This is a genomic window from Dactylosporangium salmoneum, assembly GCF_039532525.1.
Lineage (GTDB): Bacteria > Actinomycetota > Actinomycetes > Mycobacteriales > Micromonosporaceae > Dactylosporangium > Dactylosporangium salmoneum.
This window is the reverse complement of sequence record NZ_BAAARV010000029.1, coordinates 17,493-37,125: the sequence shown is the minus strand read 5'-3', so window position 1 is coordinate 37,125 and position 19,633 is coordinate 17,493. Positions and strand designations below refer to the sequence as shown.

17 protein-coding genes are annotated in these 19,633 nt (G+C 71.2%); 11 read left to right on the top strand and 6 right to left on the bottom strand.

Annotated features, from left to right (window positions below; translation table 11 throughout):
• Positions 1-94: 94 nt before the first annotated feature.
• The 5 genes from ABD352_RS19695 to ABD352_RS19675 form a co-directional block, all read right to left on the bottom strand.
• On the bottom strand, positions 95-1,036 hold the full coding sequence (locus ABD352_RS19695; RefSeq protein WP_344613879.1) for an aminoglycoside phosphotransferase family protein: 942 nt from the start codon (positions 1,034-1,036) through the stop codon (positions 95-97).
• A gap of 153 nt (positions 1,037-1,189) precedes the next feature.
• On the bottom strand, positions 1,190-4,033 hold the full coding sequence (locus ABD352_RS19690) for an AfsR/SARP family transcriptional regulator (protein ID WP_344613878.1): 2,844 nt from the start codon (positions 4,031-4,033) through the stop codon (positions 1,190-1,192).
• 174 nt (positions 4,034-4,207) lie between these two features.
• Positions 4,208-5,071, bottom strand: a complete 864-nt coding sequence (locus tag ABD352_RS19685) for an alpha/beta fold hydrolase (RefSeq protein ID WP_344613877.1) — start codon at positions 5,069-5,071, stop codon at positions 4,208-4,210.
• Positions 5,072-5,219: 148 nt separating this feature from the next.
• On the bottom strand, positions 5,220-5,912 hold the full coding sequence (locus tag ABD352_RS19680; protein ID WP_344613876.1) for an alpha/beta fold hydrolase: 693 nt from the start codon (positions 5,910-5,912) through the stop codon (positions 5,220-5,222).
• A gap of 780 nt (positions 5,913-6,692) precedes the next feature.
• Entirely contained in the window at positions 6,693-7,418 is a 726-nt protein-coding gene (locus tag ABD352_RS19675; protein WP_344613875.1) for a hypothetical protein, read from the bottom strand.
• Between the two features lie 470 nt (positions 7,419-7,888).
• Here ABD352_RS19675 and ABD352_RS19670 point away from each other — a divergent pair, with 470 nt between their 5' ends.
• From ABD352_RS19670 to ABD352_RS19625, 10 genes are all read left to right on the top strand, one after another.
• A complete protein-coding gene (locus ABD352_RS19670) occupies positions 7,889-8,821 on the top strand; it encodes a hypothetical protein (protein WP_344613874.1) in 933 nt (310 codons plus the stop codon).
• A gap of 122 nt (positions 8,822-8,943) precedes the next feature.
• Positions 8,944-9,285, top strand: a complete 342-nt coding sequence (locus ABD352_RS19665) for a pilin (protein WP_344613873.1) — start codon at positions 8,944-8,946, stop codon at positions 9,283-9,285.
• A gap of 2 nt (positions 9,286-9,287) precedes the next feature.
• The gene (locus ABD352_RS19660; RefSeq protein WP_344613872.1) at positions 9,288-10,526 is read left to right on the top strand and encodes a conjugal transfer protein TrbL family protein; all 1,239 of its coding nucleotides are present in this window, start codon (positions 9,288-9,290) and stop codon (positions 10,524-10,526) included.
• Positions 10,523-10,711, top strand: a complete 189-nt coding sequence (locus ABD352_RS19655; RefSeq protein WP_344613871.1) for a hypothetical protein — start codon at positions 10,523-10,525, stop codon at positions 10,709-10,711. Before ABD352_RS19660 ends, ABD352_RS19655 begins: the two co-directional genes overlap by 4 nt.
• A complete protein-coding gene (locus tag ABD352_RS19650; protein ID WP_344613870.1) occupies positions 10,701-11,627 on the top strand; it encodes a PrgI family protein in 927 nt (308 codons plus the stop codon). The genes ABD352_RS19655 and ABD352_RS19650 overlap by 11 nt, the downstream gene beginning before the upstream one ends.
• 101 nt (positions 11,628-11,728) lie before the next feature.
• Positions 11,729-13,414: a VirB4 family type IV secretion system protein gene (locus ABD352_RS19645; RefSeq protein ID WP_344613964.1), complete on the top strand. Its 1,686-nt coding sequence runs from the start codon at positions 11,729-11,731 to the stop codon at positions 13,412-13,414.
• Positions 13,415-13,690: 276 nt separating this feature from the next.
• On the top strand, positions 13,691-16,063 hold the full coding sequence (locus tag ABD352_RS19640) for a type IV secretory system conjugative DNA transfer family protein (RefSeq protein ID WP_344613869.1): 2,373 nt from the start codon (positions 13,691-13,693) through the stop codon (positions 16,061-16,063).
• 55 nt (positions 16,064-16,118) lie between these two features.
• On the top strand, positions 16,119-16,583 hold the full coding sequence (locus tag ABD352_RS19635) for a hypothetical protein (RefSeq protein ID WP_344613868.1): 465 nt from the start codon (positions 16,119-16,121) through the stop codon (positions 16,581-16,583).
• Positions 16,584-16,653: 70 nt separating this feature from the next.
• Positions 16,654-17,463 (top strand): GP88 family protein, encoded by an 810-nt coding sequence (locus ABD352_RS19630; RefSeq protein ID WP_344613867.1) that lies wholly within the window; start codon positions 16,654-16,656, stop codon positions 17,461-17,463.
• A 170-nt stretch (positions 17,464-17,633) separates the two neighbouring features.
• On the top strand, positions 17,634-18,608 hold the full coding sequence (locus ABD352_RS19625; RefSeq protein WP_344613866.1) for a replication-relaxation family protein: 975 nt from the start codon (positions 17,634-17,636) through the stop codon (positions 18,606-18,608).
• Here ABD352_RS19625 and ABD352_RS19620 read toward each other — a convergent pair.
• Positions 18,605-19,156, bottom strand: a complete 552-nt coding sequence (locus tag ABD352_RS19620; RefSeq protein ID WP_344613865.1) for a hypothetical protein — start codon at positions 19,154-19,156, stop codon at positions 18,605-18,607. The two genes, ABD352_RS19625 and ABD352_RS19620, sit on opposite strands and share 4 nt — an antisense overlap.
• On the opposite strand from ABD352_RS19620, the gene ABD352_RS19615 reads away from it, so the two are divergent.
• Positions 19,131-19,484 (top strand): hypothetical protein, encoded by a 354-nt coding sequence (locus ABD352_RS19615; RefSeq protein ID WP_344613864.1) that lies wholly within the window; start codon positions 19,131-19,133, stop codon positions 19,482-19,484. The genes ABD352_RS19620 and ABD352_RS19615 overlap by 26 nt on opposite strands.
• Positions 19,485-19,633: the final 149 nt, after the last annotated feature.

Here is a 19,633-nt window from a genome sequence, read left to right as displayed (position 1 = left end):
CACCCCCATTCCTTGCTGAGATCACTTCATTGATTGCTTACTTTTCATATGCTGATCGAGAATAGTGGCCTCGGACATAGGTGCCGGCATCCGCTTAGGCGCCGACGCCGAACCGGGAGGTGGTGGATCGGCCGCCCGACAGGTAGTCGGCGAGAATCTCGTCGAGGACCCGCCGCGGGCCCGCCGCCGCGCCGGTGTCGCCCAGGCTGCCGGCGCAGAGGACGAGGGTCTTCCACAGCGCCCAGCCGCGGCCCCGCGCCCACGTCGCGTCGTCGACGGCCAGCCGATCCCGGAAGGCCGCCCGGCCCTCGGGGGTCAGCAACGTCCAGGCGACGGCCAGGTCGCAGGACGGGTCGCCGACGCCGCACGTGCCGAAGTCGATGACGGCCGCCAACTCCCCGTCGCGGAGCAGCAGGTTGCCCGGAGCCACGTCGCCATGGAACCAGCGCCGCCCGCCGTCCTGCCGCGCCGCGAGGGCGTCGTCCCAGGCCTTCCGGGCCAGCGTGACGTCGATATGGCCGTCCAGCGCCGCGAGCCCGCGCCGCGCCTCGCCGCCGTAGGTGCGCAGGGTGCCGCCCCGGAACCAGTTGTGCACCCCTGGGCCGGGACCGTCGGCGGGGTCGACGGTCTGCAGGGCCGCCAGGAAGGCGGCCAGGTCGAGCGCGAACCGGACGGGATCGGCGATGCGGTCGGCGCTCGCCGGCTCGCCGTCCAGCCACCGGTAGACCGACCAGGGGTAGGGGTAGCCCGCGCCCGGCTCGCCCCGGCCCAGCGGCACGGAGACGGGCAGCGGGAGCCGCGCGGCGAGCACCGGCAGCCAGCGCTGCTCCTTGTCGACCGCCAGCGCGTACTCGGCGGCGCTGGGCAGGCGCACCGACATATCGGCGCCGAGGTGGAACGTCCAGTTGTCCCAGCCGCCGTCCGCCACGGGCGTGACCGGCAGGTCGGCCCACTGCGGGAACTGCTCGGCGACCAACCGGCGCACCTGGTCCGCGTCGACGGTGATGCGCTGCGGCGGCGGGCCGAGCTCGGGCATGCCACTCAATGAATCTCAACGGCCAAGCGGAGACCCGCCGTGATCTCGTATCTCAGCAACCTCGCGGCAGCGAACCGCAACCACGCCCGAGTCGGAATTCGGTACACGCCAACCCGGCCGTGCAAGCGAGACAGGAACCAGATCTCGACCCATTCAGCGAGAATGTGCACTCAAGGTCGCAAGCTGTGCCCTGACTCGTGCGATGGTCGTAGCGCCGTCAGTGTCATCATCGAGCGCGTTGGTTTCGCGGATGTGTTCGGGTCCGGTCGCAAGGGTCAGATATCGACGCCACGCCTCGGCGGCTTCGTTCGATCGGCCCAGCTGAGCGAGGACCGCACCATGCGAGTGGAGCAACCGTAGCTCAGCATGGGCGGCACCGTCGCGGCGAAATATCTTCAATGCCCGCTCCGCGTCATCGGCCGCCTCTTCGAAGCGACCCGCCCGCGCCAATGCCCGTGAACGCCCCGAAAGTATGTGCGGTTCGAGCGAGAGGAGGTTTCCCGCCGGGCCGGCAAGCTGCCGAGCTTCATCGAACGCCGCTAGCGCATCCTCGCAGCGCCCGGCCCAGAGGTATCCGAGTCCCAGAGAATGGTACGACATGGCCAGAGTCGGCTGGTCATCGAGTTCACGGACGACCGCAACCGACTGTTGGAGCATCGCGATCCGCTCGGCGGAATCCATCGGCAGGGTGACACCCATGCTGCGATAGACAGCGGCCAGGCCGAGAGCGTCGCCGGACTGGCGGTACGCGGCGACCGCTTTCTCGAAGTACGTCCGGGCGCGGCCGTGCTGATCGGTGCGGGCGAAGTTGGAGGCCGCATCTCGGTAGACCTCGGCTCGTACTGCGAGATCGTCGACCTGTTCAGCCGCTCCGATCGCGAGCTCGGCGAAGGGCAGCATGTCGCGCCGGGCATCAATCGCCTGGCTCATCGGCCGCCAGTCGAGCATCAGCAGGAGCGCCGACCGGTGGTCGCCCAGGTCGAGTGCCCGGCGGAAGACGGCGTGCAGGACGTGCCGGTGCTCCGCGTACCACGCCGTGGCGCCAGTGCTTGCCATGAACTCCTCGGCGACCACGCCGTTCAGCACATCGGCGGCCCTGGCTGTCGGGGTCTGCCCGAAGCTGGCGATCGCACGGCCGGCCGAATGGACGTAGTGATTGACGAGGCGGCGAGAGGCGTCGGCGAAGCCGTCGCCGAGCAGTTCGGTCGCGTACTCGCGAACGAGATCATGGAATGCGTACCGTTCGGGTTTCGTCGGACGCAGCACGTTGGCGCGAGCAAGCTCGTCCAGCACCTCGCGCGTTCGGCGGCCACCCAGCCCGGACATGCTGACCGCGGCAGCGGCCGAGATTTCCGGGCCGGGGTGTGCGCTGAGGACGGCGAACACCCTTGCGGCGTCGTCGGTCAGGCCCTGCCGTGACCAGGAAATGACGTTGCTGAGGTCCACCTCCGCGCTTCCGGCGTTCAGCACGGGCAGTACAGGTCCCCCCACGGCGAACTCGGAGACGAACAGATCAAGCGGAAAGTGCGGATTGACCTGGGCTCGCGCAGCCATAACCGCGAGCGCGAGGGGTAGACCGCCGCAGGCTCGCCCGAGTCGTACGAGCGCTTCGCGGTGATCCCGGACCTGGTATCGGGGGAGCCGCTGAACGAAGAACTCGACGGCTTCCTCGTCGTCGAATGGCTCGAGCACGATCGGCTCGACCTGATTGAACGCCACCAGGCCGGTCAGGGCATTGCGGCTGGTGATGATCGTCAGGTTGTCACCCGCGCCGGGCAGGAGGGGCTCAACCTGGTGGTAGTCGCGCGCGTTGTCGAGTACCAGGAGTACCCGCCGGCCGGCCAGGCGGCTGCGCAGCAATCCCGATCGGGCCCCGAGCGAGTCGGGCATCGCCTGGGCCACCACGCCGAGGCCGTGTAAGAGGTCCTGAAGGGCATCGAGCGGATCGGTCGGGCGGGCGGCCGCGTCGAACCCTCGAAGGTTGACGTACAGCTGGCCATCTGGGAAGTGGTCGGCGACGTCGGCCGCGTGCCGAAGCGCGAGCGAGGTTTTGCCGACGCCGGCCATCCCGGTGATGAGTAGGCGCCCGGACGCGACCCGATCGGACGCAAGGGCGGCGAGTTCCGCTCGGCGGCCGGTGAAGGTGGGTAGAGGGCTGGGCAACTGCGCCGGAACGGTGTCCGTGGGGCTGAGGGTGGACCGTTCCTCTGAAGCTCCGTCGCGCAGCGCCAGCGCGTGGGCCGTTTCGAGTGCCGCACCAGGTGACGTTCCGAGCTCGTCGCGGAGCGCCTCGCGGACAGTTCGGTAGACCGCCAGCGCCTCGGCGAGGCGACCTGTCCGATGCAGCGCGGCAATCTCGTGCGCGCGAAGAGACTCGTCGAGCAGATGCCGACTGCCAACGGCACGAAGAACCGGCAGCACCGCCGCGTGGTCATCAGCGGTCTCGCAGAGCGTGGCCGCAGCGACGACGGCCCGAATGCGTTCATCCTCCAGGCCGACGAACACGGGGAGAGCGCGTAGCCGATCGTCGCCCGCAGGAGCGCTCGCGATGTCCAGTGCCGCAAGGTAGAGGCGGAGCGCATCGCGCCGATGGCCACTCTCGACCAGACGCCCCGCTCGTTCGGCGAGCGCGCGGAATCGCAGCACGTCGGAGTTCTCCGCGTCGAGCATCAGACGGTATCCGCGGCCCGCGGAGGCGATGTAGCGGCCCTTGTGCCGCGGCGGCAGATCTGGTTCACAGAGCCGCCGAAGGGCGCCGATATGCCTGTGCACCTGATTGACCACCGACGCCGCCGGCTCGCCCGGCCAGAGCGTGTCGATCAATTCCGAGAGCGTGACCAGCTCGCTCGGTGCAGCGAGCAGCATCGACAGGATTCCGCGCTGCTTGGGTTGAGTGATCTCAACGGCAACCCCGTCGCGGACTAGACGGACATAGCCGAAAAGACCGAAACGGACTATTCCGTCGGTCTCGTGCTCTTCCTGCGCAATCTCGTCCAAACGCTCTGCACCTCTGACGCACCGTCCGGCCGGCTGCCGGGGTGCGGCCAAGACTATCAATTGTCCTGCTCGACAGCCTCGATGCTGCGGTCGGACGAGTCGGACGCTCTCGCCTGGCGACGACGCGAAGCGTGCCCCGGTCCGTGGCGGCGGACCGGGGCACTGTTGCGAGCGTCAGCAGGTCGCCTTGGCGGCGTCCTCGATGAGATCGGCGGTGATCTTCGGGTTGCTGATCATCGCGACGTGCGACGAAGTCGGCACTTCGACGACCTTGCGGAAGTTCGCACGGCGGTACATCCAGCGCTCACAGTCCGGCGGGATCGCCTTGTCCCGGCCGGCGACCAGCCCCCACGACGGGATCGTCCGCCACGCGGCGGCCTGCGTCGGATAGGTGAAGGAGTCCGCATCGAACGGCCGCTGAGTGGCCTGCAGGAGCCGGAACGTCGCGGTGGGCACGTCGGCGGCGAAGGCGGCCTGGCCGTCCTTGCTCAGGTACAGGTCGGTTCCGGTGGTGCCGTCGGCCTTCGTGTAGGGGACCGGCACGCTCACGGGCAAGACCTGGCTGCCTGGGAACTTGTTGATGAGCTCCCCCTGCGTCTCGCCCACATCGGGCACGAACGCTGCGATGTAGACCAGCGCCTTGACGTTGGCCTTTCCGGCGGCGGCATTGGTGATGACGGTTCCACCCATGGAGTGCGCGACCAGCACGACCGGCCCGCTGATGGAGTCCAGCAGACTCCCGATGTAGGGGGCGTCCGTGGGGATACCCCGCAGCGGGTTCGACCCCGCGATCGTGGTGTATCCCTTCTGTTGCAACTCCTGGATGGTCGCGTTCCAGCACGACGAATCGGCGTATCCGCCGTGCACCAGGACGATTGTCGGTTTCACCTTCGGGTTCTCCTTACTGGTAGCCGTCGGGGCTGCGGCCGCTGCGGCCGTTCCCAGTGGGCTGGCCATCAATGCCGCCGACCCGGCCAGCGCCGTTCCGGCGGCCAGTACCTGGCGGCGGGAAACATTTCTACTCATGGAGCTCCTCACGGAATTGGGGGGCAAAGGAACTGGCCCGACAGACAACTCGCCGCTCGGCTGCCACACGCGTGCGCGCGACCTGCGTGACGACATCCGCGATGGGTCGGGGGCCGGGAGGACGGACGAACCCTGTCCACCGAACCCTCGGCACGTGCGTTCACTTGATCGAACGTGCGGCCTCCGCAATGAGATCTGCCGTCGCGCGCGCCTGCGACAGGTACAGCGAATGGCTGGCTGCGACCTCCTTGACCGTCGCTCCCGCGCGGTCGGCCATTGCTCGCTGGGCCGGCGGCGGGATCATGTGATCCTCGGTCGCGACCAGGTACCACGAGGGCTTGTCGCGCCAGGCCGGTCGGCTGACGGCACCACCGAGCGCGTCGACACCCCACGGAACCTGCGAGTTGGCCATGAACAACGCCAGGCCCTCCGGCAAATCGGCCGCGAAGGCACTCGCGAACTTCTGCTTGTCGAGGAACAGGAAGCCGTCGACCGGCGGCATGATCGGCGGCGCCGGCGTGCCCGGCGGCGGGTTCGCGATCAGCGTGTTGACGGATTCACCGCGATCCGGCGCGAACGCCGCAATGTAGACGAGCGCCGCCACCCGGTCGTGATCGCCGGCCTCCGTCACGACTACACCGCCGTAGGAGTGGCCGACGAGGACCACCGGCGCGTCGACGGCGTTGATCGCGCGGCGCGTGACCGCCACATCGTCAGCCAGCGAGAGCGTCGGGTTCTGCACCACGGTGACCGGAAACCCTTGCGCGATGAGCAGGTCATGCACCTGCTGCCAGCCCGAGCCGTCGACGAATCCTCCGTGCACGAGTACGACGTGGGCAGCCTGAGAGCTCATGGTGGTCCCCCTGCGAACCATCGAACGGATGAGACATGGGGACCCTAGGCAGGACAAGTGCACATCTAGTGCGCAGTTAGTGATCGGGCAATCGGGCGCGCACCTCGCCGTCCCGAAGACCATGCGCATCGAGAGTCAACCGTTGCCCGCCAGCGTCCGCTCCCCCACCAACGTGATGGCGTAGGCATCGGGTACAACTCGAACTTTCGACACACATCTTGGAGGAAGTTCACCAACGGAACATCGTTGCAGCACCGCTGGCGCGCACGCTATCGGTATGTGCACACACTTTCGTGGTGTGTGCCGGATTTCTGGGGCGATTCCCCATCCCTCCACCACTCCCCCGCGAAGTACCCCGACTTCCCGGGCAGCACGCTGCTGCCCGACCACGGCGACGGCAGCTGATGGCAGTACATCCTCAGTGCCGTGATCGGCAGCGTCGTGGTCGCCTCTCTGGTCTTCGGCGTTACCTGGCTCATCGGCAGAGGTGTGTGGCGGCGAGCGCGAGACGGAGGACCTCGATACCCCCGCCGGTTGCCGCCCCGGCGGCGACGGCAGCACCGCAGCCATGACCGCACGGGCCCAGTCTGGGCTTCCCCCTGAGGTGTGGACACCCTGAGACTGGATGTTGGTCCATTTGGCTGCCGGTTCACCCGTCGCCGCTGTCGTCGGGCGACAGGGAGTTGTCGTGCTGCCCGGTCGTCGTGTCGCGGGTGACAGCGCAGCGGCGCTGCGTCTGACGCCCCGCGCCGGAGTTCTGTCGTGTTGGTCGATGGGGTGTCACGGTTGCCGGTCGGGACGGTCGAAAATCATGAGTGTGGTGCCAGGGGCCTGCCGCGGGGTGTCGGTGGTGTCGTCGCGGTTTGGCGCCGCCGTGTCGTGGGCTGTGGTGTAGGTGAAGGTGTCCGGGCCACCCTCGGCGTCCAGCGCGACGATGTCGTGCACGTGCCGCAGACCTGCGGCCTGTGCTGCAGTCAGCAGGTCGTGCTTGTGCTGGACGTAGCTGGCGCCGGCGGCCGCCGCCGTGGCGGCGGTGACGACGACGATCGTGCTGCCATCGTCGGCCAGGTGCTGCCGGCAGGTGCTGAGCAGCCGGTTGGCCTCCTCCGCTGGGGTCGTCTCGGCCGGGCGGGGCCAGCGCAGCACCATCAACGCGGCAGCTCCGGGTGGGGTGGACGCGGTGACCAGCTCGGCCGGGTCGGCCAACGCGAGGTAGGTGCGGCCGGTGGCTTCGGCCGTGTGCCGCAGGTGCTCATCAGCGTCGAAGTCGACGACCGTGCGGTGCATGTCGCTGTAGAGCGCGACAAGGTGGCGCGCCAGCCGCGACGTCATTGGGCTGTTTGCCGCGTCCAGCGTCACTGCGGCGTTCGTGTCGTCGCCGATGCGCCAGACAATGATGGCTGCCTTGTCGCGAGCGCCGACACGCCTGTCGCGGGTGACAGCGATGCCGGGCGCCGTGTCAGGGCTGGTGGTGACGGGCGACAGGTTTGGGTCGTGGGCGGTCATAGGCGAGTTGCCCCCGCGCCGACCGGCCGTGTTCGCATCTCACGAAAGGCGCCGCGTTGGGTGCATCCGCGGCGTCCCGCTGTCGCCCGTAGTCAACGGCCACCCATCACGTCGCTCGCTGTTGGCCGCCCTGCCCGACAACGTCGCCGTGCCGACCCAACACGCGAACAGACCGGGCCGCCTGCACCGAACAGCTCGCCGAGCGCAGCCAAACAGTTCCGGCCCTGGTGTGTTGGGCGGAAGTGCCGCGCCGGGGTGCATACCTCATCGACCTGGGTGCTGGCCAACAGCGCCCAACGGCACGTCGACCTGCATGGTTGGCTTGCCGTCGCGGGCGCAGGTGCGTGGGGTTGGCTCGGCTGTTGGCGTTGGGTGTCGATGGCCAGGCCTGACGCGGGTCGCTGGACATCTGATCGCCCGGGCAGTGTTGGGTTGAGCTGCCTGAATAGCGGTCCACGCGCCGGATTGGTTTGGCGCACCGCGTGGTCAGGAGTTCTCCAATGGCTACCCCTTCATCGTGGCCGACGACGCCGCTGGACGCGGCGGAGAAGGCGTTTCTCATGCTGGCCGAAGCGCCCAGCCATGTGCCGTTCGACGCTCGCGGTTTCGACGGCCTGCCGGACCGCGTCCTGCCGCTGGACCAGCTGCGCAGGTTGCTGCTCGCGTCGGGTACGGGCCGTGCGGTCCGGGATGCGGTGTGGCGGGAGCTGGTCGTGCGCGCCCGCCGGGATGGGCCGGTATGGCGGGTCGCCGCGGTCGGGATGGCGATGCCGGGCCTGCGCCGGCAGGCCGGCCTGCTCGCGGCTGGCTGGCACGGCGACACCCACGACTTGGACGCCGAGTTGCTTGTCGGGTTCATGGAGCGGCTGGCGAGCGTCGATGTTGACGAGCCGCGGATCTGCGGTCGGCTCGTCGACGCCGGTGTCCGCGCCGCGCGGAAGATCCGCGTCGCCGAGTCCGACGCCGTGCTGATCCGCAGCGGCACGCCCGGCTCGTTGCTGCCGATCCGGCCGTGGGACCACCCCGATTTGGTGCTGGCCCGTGCCGTGGCGACGGCGGTCATCGACCGCGACGAGGCCCGGCTGATCGCCGGGACACGTCTGGACCACGAGACCCTCGCTCGCGTCGCCGGCGAGCTCGGCATCTCGCCGCAGACCGCGTCGGACTGGCGGGCGCGGGCCGAACGGCGTCTCCAGCAAGCGATCGCAGGGGGCGAGCTGTCGTTCGTGCCGCTGCGCTCGCGCCGGCACCGCGGCCGCGGGCGCCGTGTTGGGTCGCTGTTGGGCGCCCGGGCTGTCGCAGCGGCCGTGTCGGCCAGCCAACAGCAGGCCTTGGTGGGCAAGACATCGGACCGTATGGCGGCCGGTGTCCGCGCCCCGGGGATCGTGGCGGCGCCGGCCTGACCGGACGTGTTCGCAACCGATCCCTCACGGCTGAAAGGAGCCCCGCTCCCACGGCCCCGTCCCGGTTCCCGGTGGCGCATCTCAACTCCTGCGATCGCCCCGCTTGGGGCGGGAGGTGCGCCATGTTGCGACGCAACATTTCCCGTCTGGTTCTCGTCCTCACGGCCACCGCCTCGGCGGTGGCCGTGGCCGTTCCGGCGTACGCGGCCCCTGCGCCGGACGCGCCGGGCGCTCACGACTTGCCCACGATCATCTCCAACATCACGGCGTGGGTCGCTGGCCTGCTGATCGGCGTCGCCACCCTGTTCCTCACCATCGGCGGCCTGCGGTACCTGGCGGCCGGTGGCGATCCGAGCGAGGTGGACAAGGCCAAGTCCGCGGTGAAGTCCGCGCTCATGGGGTACGCCTTGGCGGTCCTCGCGCCGATCCTGCTCGCCGTCGTCAAGGGCTGGATCGGGGGCTGACGATGAGCTGGGCCACCGACGGCCTCATCGAAGGCATCATCAACAAGCTCGCCGAATGGGTCATTGGCGGCCTGAACATCCTGTGGAACCTGCTGGCGGCAACGGCGTTCGTCTCCCCGGACGTGACGACGCTGCCACAGGTCAAGGCCATCTCCAGCACCTCGCTGACCATCGTCAACACCGCGTACGTGCTGGCCGTGCTGTGGATGGCCGTGCTGGTGATGGGCCGCGGCACCATCCAGAGCCGCTACGGGCCGGGCGAGCTGATCCCGCGGCTGGTGATCGGTCTGCTCGGTGCGAACGGCGCGATGCCGCTGTGCTCGCAGCTCATCGGCTTGGCCAACGGCCTGACCAGGGCGCTGACCTCCCAGGACATCACCTCGTCCGGGTCGATGCAGCAGGTGCGGACGATCGTCGTCGGCAGCCTGTCCAACCAGACCGGCGTGAGCGCATCGGGCTTCCTGATGCTGCTGATCGGGCTGATCATCGCCGTGATGGTCGGCATGCTGATGATTCAGTGGATCGCCCGGCTGGGCGTGCTGCTCGTCGCCGTCGGTGTCGCCCCGCTCGCGCTGGCGTTGCACGGGACGCCACAGACCGAATCCGCCGCGAAGCTGTGGTGGCGCATCATGCTCGGCACGCTGGGCACCGTCGTGATCCAGGCGGTCGCGTTGCACACGACCCTGGTGGTGTTCCTCAACCCGCAGGCCAACCTGCCCGCGCTGGGTCTGCCCGGCGACTCGGGCGTGGTGATGAACCTGCTGATCGTGCTGTGCCTGCTGTGGGCCATCCTCAAGATCCCGGGCATGATGCGCCGGTACGTCACGAAGTCCTCGCCCAGCCAGGCCGGGACGTTCCTGCGGGTTGTGCTCATCCAGCACCTGACCCGGGGCCTGCGCCGCGTCGTCGGTGATGGCCGTACGGCGCGCGGCACGGGCGTGGTCCGCCGCCGCGGTCGCGGCGGCCCGGGCGCGGTCCGTGGCGGCGACCCGCCGTGGCCAACCCGCACGCCCCGCGGCGGTGGCGCCCGCCCGCTACCGCAACCGACCACTGCAGCGCCGGGGCGAGTGCCGTCACGGCCGCCGGCCGGCGCCGGGCCTGGTGTGGTCGGCACCGCCTACCCGACTGGGCGGCCGGTCCGCCCCTACACCGCCGACGAGCTCGCCGACGGCGTCGACGTCTACACCCGCCGCGCCAGAAGCCGCGGCGCCGTTCCACGCACCGGAAGGACCCGTCCGTGAGCCGCGATACCACACCGATTGCGTCGCCGTCCGCCGCTGCCAACCGCACGGTCGTGGCGGTGGCCTGGCCAACTGGCCGGCCGATCTACGCCTACACCGTCGACGAGCTCGCCGAGGGCGTCGACCTGTACACCCGATGGTTGAAGGCTGCCACGCCGACGGTGGGTGGCACGGATGCGCGCTGAGGACGACGCCACCCCGCGCGCTCGAATCCCGGCCGACGTCGACCAACCAGACAAGATCGTCTACGGGTTGACGGCGCGGCAGCTGGCGATCCTCGCGGCCGCTGCCGCGGTCGCCTACGGCCTGGTCAAGGGCTTCGGGCAGGTCCTGCCACAGCCGATCCTGATCGCGATCCTGGTCCCGGTCGGCGGCGCGGCGATCGTGCTCGCGCTGGGCCGCCGCGACGGGTTGAGCCTGGACCGGTGGCTGCTGTCGGCGATCCGGCAGACCCGGGCGCCGAAGCACCACGCCGCCGCGGCCGCCGAAGCGGTGCCCGGCTGGGCGCCCGGGCCGGGGATGGCGGTGCCGCACCTGCGGCTGCCCGCACGGGCCATCTCGCCGGCCGGCGTCATCGACACCGGCGACCAGGCCGTGGCCTTGGTGGCTGCGACGACGGTCAACCTGGACCTGCGCTCCAACGACGAGCAACTGGCGCTGATCGGCGCCTACGGCCGCTGGCTCAACGGCCTGTCCGGGCCGGTGCAGCTGGTCATCTCCGCCCAGCGGGTGGACCTGTCCAGCCACGCCCAGCGCGTCGCCGACATCGCCGCCACCATCCCCAACCAGGCCCTGGCCGGCGCCGCGTACGACTACGCGGCGTTTCTCGACCAGCTGGCCGAGCACCGCGACCCGCTGTGGCGCACCGTCACGGTCGCGGTCACCGCCAACACCGACAAGGGCCGCGGTGCCGAGGTCCTGCGCCGCGCCGACCAGGCCGCCGCAGCCCTGGCGGCACTCGGCGCGCAGACCGCTGTCCTCGACGGCGCGGCCGCCACCGCGGCGCTCACCTGCGCCACCGACCCGTACGCCCCGGTCGACGTCACCTGGCCCCGGGCTCGCCCGGGCGCGGCGGTGACCGGACAAGGAGACCTCACGTGAAATGGCTGTCCCGCACGCGAAACGCCTCCGGCGACAACGTTGAGAGCGCGGCCGAGCAGGCCGGGCTTGCGTCCGTTCTGGGCCCGGCCGGCGTCGTCAACATGCCCCGCTTCCTGCAGCTCGGCGACGGCTACGCCGCGGTGCTGATTGTGACCGGCTACCCGGCCGAAGTCGGCGCCGCCTGGCTCGATCCGCTGCTGGGCTGGCCCGGCCGCCTCGACGTCGTGGTCTACATCGATCCGCTCACCCCGCAGGTCGCCGCCGGCCGGCTGCGTAAGCAGCGCGGCCGGCTGGAGTCCAACCGGCGCGCCGATACCGAGCAGGGTCGGCTGCTCGACCCGGCCGCCGAGGCGGCGGCCGACGATGCTGCGGAGCTCGCCGACCGCATCGCCCGCGGCCACAGCAAGCTGTTCCGCGTCGGCCTGTACCTGTGTGTGCATGCGGCGAGCGTGGAGGAGCTGCAGGAGTCCGTCGCGCACGTCCGGGCTGTGGCTGCCTCGGTGCTGCTGGACACCCAGCCGGCCACCTGGCGGCAGCTGCAGGGCTGGATCTCCACCCTGCCCCTGGCTACCGACAACCTTGGCATGCGCCGGGTGATGGACACCGAGGCCATCGCCACCATGTTCCCCCTGGCCTCCCCGGACCTGCCCGCGCCGCTGCCCGGGGAACCTGCCCCGGCCGGCGGCATGCTCTACGGCCTCAACCCCGACTCGGCCGGGATCGTCTGGTGGGACCGCTGGAACCAGCACAACGCCAACTCGGTCGTGCTCGCCCGCAGCGGCGCCGGCAAGAGCTACTTCGTCAAACTGGAGGTTCTGCGGTCCCTGGCCGACGGGGTGCACGTGTCCGTCATCGACCCCGACGACGAGTACCACCGGCTGGCCGCCGCCGTCGGCGGCATCACCATCCACCTCGGCGCCGGCGGTGTCCGCCTCAACCCCCTGGACGTCCCGGCCGGCGACCGCCGCCGTGATGCCCGGACCCGGCGGGCGCTGTTCCTGCACACCCTCGTCTCGGTGCTGCTGGGCGAGCAGCCGCCGCCAGGCGAACGCGCCGCCCTGGACAAGGCGATCATCGCCGCGTACACCGCGGCCGGGATCTCCAACGACCCCGACACCTGGCAGCGGCAGGCGCCGCTGCTGCGTGACGTCTCCGCCGCGCTGACCGCCGACGGCACCGACGCGGCGGTCACCCTCGCCGCTCGGCTCACCCCGTGGGTGTCGGGCAGCTTCAAGGACCTCTTCGACGGCCCGACCACGACCGTCCCCAATGGACAGCTGGTGGTGTGGTCCACCCGGCAGCTCGCCGACGAGCTGCGCGCCCCAGGCATGCTGCTGGCGCTCGACGCGATCTGGCGCGAGGTGGACGTGCCGCCGGCGAAGTCGAGGCGGCCGCCCCGCCGCCTGGTCATCGTCGATGAGGCGTGGGTCCTGCTCAAGGACGGCGAGGGCGCGAAGTTCCTGTACCGGCTGAGCAAAAGCGCCCGCAAACGCCGCGCCGGCCTCGGCGTCATCACCCAGGACGTCGGTGACCTGCTCGGCTGCGACCTCGGCCAGGCCGTGATCGCCAACGCGGCCACCCAGGTGCTGCTGCGCCAGGCCGCGCAGTCGGTCGACGCCGTCGCCGGCAGTTTCGGCCTGACCGCTGGCGAGGCACGGCTGCTGCTGTCGGCTCGCCGCGGCGAAGGCCTGCTGATCTCCGGCACCCATCGGGTGGCGTTTCAGGCCGTGGCCTCCAAGCAGGAGCACCGCCTCTGCATCGGCGACCTGGAAGTCGACGAGGAGTAGGCCACCACCCCGCACGCCTGCGCGGGGTCCCCACCCCCCAATGGCTGGCCCCGGGCGCACCTCCCCCGGGGCCAGCCCCTTGTTCGTCTCGGAAGGGCTCACCGCATGATCAGGCCCGCCGCCTTCCTTGCCCCACCACCGTCACCTGCTCCCACACCCACCCCACCACCGGCGCCGGGATTCACCCCACCCGGCCCGTCACAGTGGGTCCAGCACACAGCGACCGCCGTCGGCAGCTGGTGCGCGCATCGCCCGTGGCTCCTTGCCGTCCTCGTCGTGCTGCTCGCGGCCGGGGACGCCACCCGCAGGATCTTCGCCGCCCGCCACCAAGCCCGCCTGCAGGAGCAGGCGCGGCTGATCCTCATCAGCCCGCCGCCGCAGGTCGAACCCTCCGGTGCAGGCGTGCTGTGGGCCACCCTCGCCGAAATCCTGCGGCGCCGGCTGCGCGGCGGGCGCGCCCACCTGGCCGTGGAATACCGGTGGTCGGGCCGGCAGCTGCAGATCGGCATCTGGCTGCCCGGCACCATCCCCGCCGGGCCGGTCCTGGCCGCGATCCGCGGCGCCTGGCCGGGCGCCGCGACCGAGGACACCGACGCCACCGCGCCGCTGCCGCTGGCGGCGATCAGCGAAGGGGGCGCCCTGGCCCCGGCGCTGCCTGCGTGGTTCCCCCTCGAGACCGGCCACGACGCCGACCCCTTGCGCACCCTGATCCAGGCCGCCGTCCCGCTTCGCCACGACGAGACCGCCTGCGTGCAGGTCCTGGCCCGGCCCGCCACCAACCGGCACATCCGCCGGCTGCGCGCCGGGGTGCAGGCCCTGCGGACCGGGACACCGCCCCGCGACCTGCTCGACCCGGCCGCCTGGCTGCGCGGCGCCCTGGACGTCCTGCAGGCGTTCGGCACCGGCCGCCGCCCGAGTCACACCAGGGCGCCCAGCCGGTACCCGGCGTACCAGCCCGGCGCCGACCCGCAGCGCGACCGCGACGCCCGCGCGGCCGTCGACAAGCTCGCCGGGGCACCGCTGTGGGAGGTCGCCATCCGCTACGCCGTCGCCCACACCGGCCGCGGCGGCACCCCGCAAACCCGCCAGCCGCGGCTCGCCGCCCTCGCCGACGGCCTCGCCGCAGCGTTCGGCGTCTACACCAGCCGCAACCGGTTCCGCCGCCTGCGGCTCAAACACCCCGCCACGGCGCTGGCCACCCGGGTGCTGCACCGCGGGTTCCTGCTCAGCAGCGCCGAGCTGGCATCGGTCGCGGGACTGCCCACCGACATCGCCGTCCCCGGTCTGGACCGCGCCCGCGCCAGGCCGGTGCCCGCCCCGATCGCGGTCGCCGCCGGCGGCCGCGCAACCAAAGTCCTCGGCGTCTCCCAGGTCGGCGGGCACAAGGTCGCGCTCAAGGCCGCCGACGCCCGCCAGCACGTCCACGTGCTCGGCTCCACCGGCTCCGGCAAGTCCACGCTGCTACTGAACATGGTCCTGGAGGATGTCCACGCCCGGCGCGGGGTCATCGTCATCGACCCCAAAGGCGACCTCGTCACCGACATCCTGGACCGGCTCCCGGCGAAGGTCGCCGACAAGCGGCTGTTCCTCATCGACCCCGACCAGCCCGCCGGCGCCACCCTCAACCCCCTCGCCGGCAGCGACCACGACCTCGTCGTCGACCACGTCGTGTCCATCTTCGGCAAGATCTTCCAGAAGCACTGGGGCCCGCGCATCGACGACACGCTGCGCATGGCGTGCCTGACCCTGCTACGCAAGGCCAACGCCACCCTGACCCTGGTCCCGTCGCTGTTGCAGGACAAGCAGTTCCGCGCCGCATTCACCGCCGACCTCGACGATCCGGAAGGGCTGCTGGGGTTCTGGCAATGGTTCGAGAGCACTCCCCCGCCGGTGCGCTCCCAGGTCATCGGTCCGGTCCTGGCCCGGCTGCGCAGCTTCCTCACCCGCCCGTTCGTCGGCCAGACCATCGGCGCGCCCCGCTCGACGGTCGACATGCGCCGTGTCCTCGACGGCGGCATCCTGCTCGCCCGGCTGCCCAAAGGCCAGATCGGCGAGGAGACGTCGCGGCTGATGGGGTCGTTCATCCTCGCCTCGGCCTGGCAGGCGGCCACCGCCCGCACCCGCCTCGCCGAGGACGCCCGCCGCGACGCAGTGGCCTACATCGACGAATCCCACAACTTCCTGAACCTGCCCGGCAGCGTCGGCGACATGCTCGCCGAAGCCCGCGGCTACCGACTCGGGCTCGTGCTCGCGCATCAAAACCTCACCCAGATGCCGCGGGAGACGCAGCTGGCCCTCAGCGCCAACGCCCGCAACAAAATCTACTTCAGCTGTGCGCCGGAGGACGCCCACCAGCTCGCCCGGCACACCATGCCCGAGCTCGCCGAACACGACCTGTCGCACCTCGACGCGTTCCAGGCCGCGTGCCGGCTCGTCGTCGACGGCCGCGAGACACCAGCATTCACGCTGCTGACCCAACCGGCCAAACCGGTCGTCGGGGAGAGCACCGCGGCCCGCCAGGCCGCCCTGGCCAACGTCGCCCGGCCAGCCAACAACCCGGCCGCGGTCGCCCGGCTGGCCGGCGTCAAACCCCCCGGCCACCACCCCAGCCAACCAGGCCCGACCGCCGCACCCGACAGCGCCGCGTGACCCCACCAGGCACGCGGCGCTTGCCGTTGCCGGCCCCGACACCGGGAGCACACCTGTGAGCACGCCCAACACCACGGCACCCGACCCGACCCACCGGCGGCGGCTGGCCGACCAGATCGCCAACCAGCTCTACACCGCGCGGCTGCTCGGCGGCCCGGTCCGCAACATCCACCGCCACCCCGCCTACCTCAACCTGCGCCCGCAGCTACACGAGCTCCTCACCGCCGCGCCGCACGTCGCCGCCAGCCGAGACCCCGACCTCGTCCGGGTCGCGTACACCGCCAGCGGAGCCTTGGCCGTCATCCGCCTGCACGGCCCGACCTGGAGCCTGATCCTGTCGTCCGGCCGGCCGCTGCCCGACTGGCTCCTCGCCGTCCACGACGCCTACCCGCTGCGGCCCCGCCAGCACCGCCCGGGCCACCTGCAGGCCCTCGACCTGAGCGCCGACACCCTCTCGCAGTCCGACCTGCGGCGCATGTGCCGGCGCATCCACACCGCGCTGCCGCCCGCCCCGGGCTGACCAGCACCACACGGCAGCCCTGCACTTGCCGCGCACGATCCCTCGCCCCTTCACACATCAGGGGACTCCCATGCCCGAAACCGCTGTCACACCACCGTTTCCGCGGCCCGGATGGCTGCTCACGCAGAACCGCGAGATGAAGGCCATCGGCGTGTGGAACTGGACCCTGCCCGCCTGGGCGGGCCGGCTGTCCGACGGACGCACCTACAACACCTGCCCGTCCGCCGGGATCTGCCGGCACGTCTGCTACGCCCGCAACGGCACCTACCTGTGGCCCACCGCGCGCCGCCGCCACCACGCCAACCTCGCGTTCGTCCTCGACGACCTGGCCGGGTGGGAGGACGCCATGACGGCCGAGCTCGGCGCCCGCCGCTACCACAGCGCGTGGATCAGGGTGCACGACTCCGGCGACTTCTTCACCGACGACTACCTGCGGGCATGGCTGCGCATCTGCCGGGCCCGGCCCGGCCACACGTTCTACGCCTACACCAAAGAAGTCACGCGCTTCCGGCGGCTGGTCGAACCCAACCCGCCACCGAACCTCCGGTGGGTCTACTCCTACGGCGGCACGCAGGACCACCTACTCGACCCCGCCGTCGACCGGGTCGCCGACGTATTCCCCGACGAAGCCGCGATCGCCGCGGCCGGCTGGTCCTCCCAGGAAGCCTCCGACCTCCTCGCGGTCATCGGCCCGCGGCTGGTCGGCATTCCCGCCAACCGCATCCCCAGATACCTGCGCACCCTCGCCGGGCGGCGGTTCAGCCACTGGCAGGCCGACGAGGACACCCACCGCCACGCACATCCCGCGCGAGGCGCAGCTCCTGCCGGCACGGCGAAGCGCGCTGCAACCGCCACGGGAGAAACGGGCGCAGCGCGCTGAACCTCACCGCACGCCGCACCAAAGACGCCCCTCACCACCGCTGCGTCGATCAGGCGGACCGCCGGCCTCGCCCCGGTCACCGGGCCGGCCGGCACCCCGGCCGGCATCCCACACCGCCCGGCCGGCCCCAGGCCAACCCAGACCACCCAACACCGCAGCTAGGAGCCCACATGCCCGGCACCGACCCGACCCGACACTTCCCTGCAGGGGAAGTCTCCCGACCGGGGAACCACCGCACTCACCAGCCCCGTACCACCGACGCCGGCCCGCCCACGCACGGCTCGACCCTCATCCAGATCTCCCACCGGCTCCGCCCCCGCGACTACGCCATCGCCGCCCTCCTGCACGAGCACACCATGCTCACCACCGACCAGCTCACCGCCATCCTCTTCACCAACCCGATCACCTGCCGGCACCGCCTGGGCATCCTTCGCTCCATCGGGTTCGTCGACCGGTTCATCCGCCGCAACCAGCCCGGGACGCCGAACGTCGTGTGCTGGGTCGCCGGGCCGCTCTCCTCCCGCATGACCGCCCTGGCGGCCGGGGAATCCCCACCCACCCCGAAAGCACTGCGGGAGCGCCAGGACCGCATCTACGCCAGCCCGACCCTGGACCACCTCATCGCGGTCAACTGGGTCGGCACCCGGCTGCTGGCCCGCAGCCGCGCCGACCGGACCACGTCGCTGCTGCGCTGGTGGTCCGAACGCACCACAGCCAACAGATTCGGCCAACGCATCCACCCCGACGGGCACGGCATCTGGGCGGCCGGCGACCGGCAGGTCGGGTTCTTCCTCGAGCTGGACCGGGGCACCGAACCGATCGGCAAGGTCGCCGACAAGCTCACCTCGCACCGGCGGCTGACCGCCGAGGGCGGCCCCACCTACCCGATCCTGTTCGCCCTGCCCAGCCGGACCCGCGAGCAGCACCTGCACCGGCGCCTGGCCGAACGTCCCGAACCCACCCTCGTCGTCGCGACCACCTCCCCGGAGTCCGGCACCGACCCCGCCGACCCGGTCTGGCGGCTGGCCGGCAACGGCCGCCACCGGCTGGCCCTCGCCGACCTGCCTGCCAGCCACGGCCAGCCCGGCCCCCTCAACCCCGGCCCGCCGACCGCGGCGGAGCACCCGCTGCGCCACACGCGTTAGCACGGCAGCCGGTCCAACCGGGGCCCGGCTACCGGCGATCCCGATGGGCTGCGTTGCGGGCTATCGGCGGGTGATCGCCAAACCCCGGACCACTCTGGTACGCCAGCCGTCGCCTCGGCAGGGCGCGATCGCTGGTCGTCGGGATCGGCATCGTTGGCGATGGCCATCGCGTGGCAGCTGTCGTACAGCTCGGCCTCGCTGCCGGCGCCCACGTGCAGGTGGGCGAGCATGCGCACGCTCGGATCGAGCTTCACGATGATCGGCAGGGGCAACACGTCTGGGGTTTGAACCGTATCCTCTCTCGCTGTGGCGGTCAGGGGCGGTGTCGTTGCGGGTCTGGCGCTGTTCGTGCTGACCGGATGCGGAGCTGCCGACGAGACGGAACCGGTCCCGACGTCGGTGCCGAGGCTTCCGAGCCGGGCGTCGACGCCGCTCGTGGTCGTCGCGTCGGCGAGCGCGAGTGCCAGCCCCACGCTGGCGGTCGGCGCGAGGGCGACCGTGCGGGCGATAGGGGTCGAACCCGTGGTCGTCAGGCCGTTCGCGTGCACGCCGCCGGCGCCGGAGCGGCCCGAGGTCACCGTCGAGGTCGCGCCGGTCGGGCCGGGGACGGCGGCGCTGACCGTGCAGCTGGAGTACGCCGCCGACACGGAAAGCGACCGCTACCACGGCACCGCGCGCATGCTGTTCGACGCCGGGCGGAAGGTGTTCACCTACCGATTGCCCGCGATCAGCCGGGCGAACCTGTCACCTCGGACCACGATCGTCGAGTTCGACGTGCGCGTGGAATGGCACGTGGGCCCGGGCGAGCCAGCGCCACCCGGACCGCTCTTCGGAATCATCCAGGTCGTCGAGAACTGCCCGAACCCGCAGCCGTGAACGGCGAACGATGCCCCTGTGCAGAACCTCATCGATGCTCGGCTCGCCGCACATCGTCGGCTATGGCTACGTGCGGCTATCGTCGTCCGCAATACTGATACCGCGCCCGCGCCGCGACCGCCGCCTCCTCATGGAACGGGCCCGCCGCC

What these genes read in the sequence shown, in the direction of transcription:
- ABD352_RS19695 (WP_344613879.1), bottom strand. Translation starts at nt 1,036, where the DNA reads ATGCCCGAGCTCGGCCCGCCGCCGCAGCGCATCACCGTCGACGCGGAC.
- ABD352_RS19680 (WP_344613876.1), bottom strand. Translation starts at nt 5,912, where the DNA reads ATGAGCTCTCAGGCTGCCCACGTCGTACTCGTGCACGGAGGATTCGTC.
- ABD352_RS19675 (WP_344613875.1), bottom strand. Translation starts at nt 7,418, where the DNA reads ATGACCGCCCACGACCCAAACCTGTCGCCCGTCACCACCAGCCCTGAC.
- ABD352_RS19665 (WP_344613873.1), top strand. Translation starts at nt 8,944, where the DNA reads ATGTTGCGACGCAACATTTCCCGTCTGGTTCTCGTCCTCACGGCCACC.
- ABD352_RS19660 (WP_344613872.1), top strand. Translation starts at nt 9,288, where the DNA reads ATGAGCTGGGCCACCGACGGCCTCATCGAAGGCATCATCAACAAGCTC.
- ABD352_RS19650 (WP_344613870.1), top strand. Translation starts at nt 10,701, where the DNA reads ATGCGCGCTGAGGACGACGCCACCCCGCGCGCTCGAATCCCGGCCGAC.
- ABD352_RS19645 (WP_344613964.1), top strand. Translation starts at nt 11,729, where the DNA reads ATGCCCCGCTTCCTGCAGCTCGGCGACGGCTACGCCGCGGTGCTGATT.
- ABD352_RS19630 (WP_344613867.1), top strand. Translation starts at nt 16,654, where the DNA reads ATGCCCGAAACCGCTGTCACACCACCGTTTCCGCGGCCCGGATGGCTG.
- ABD352_RS19625 (WP_344613866.1), top strand. Translation starts at nt 17,634, where the DNA reads ATGCCCGGCACCGACCCGACCCGACACTTCCCTGCAGGGGAAGTCTCC.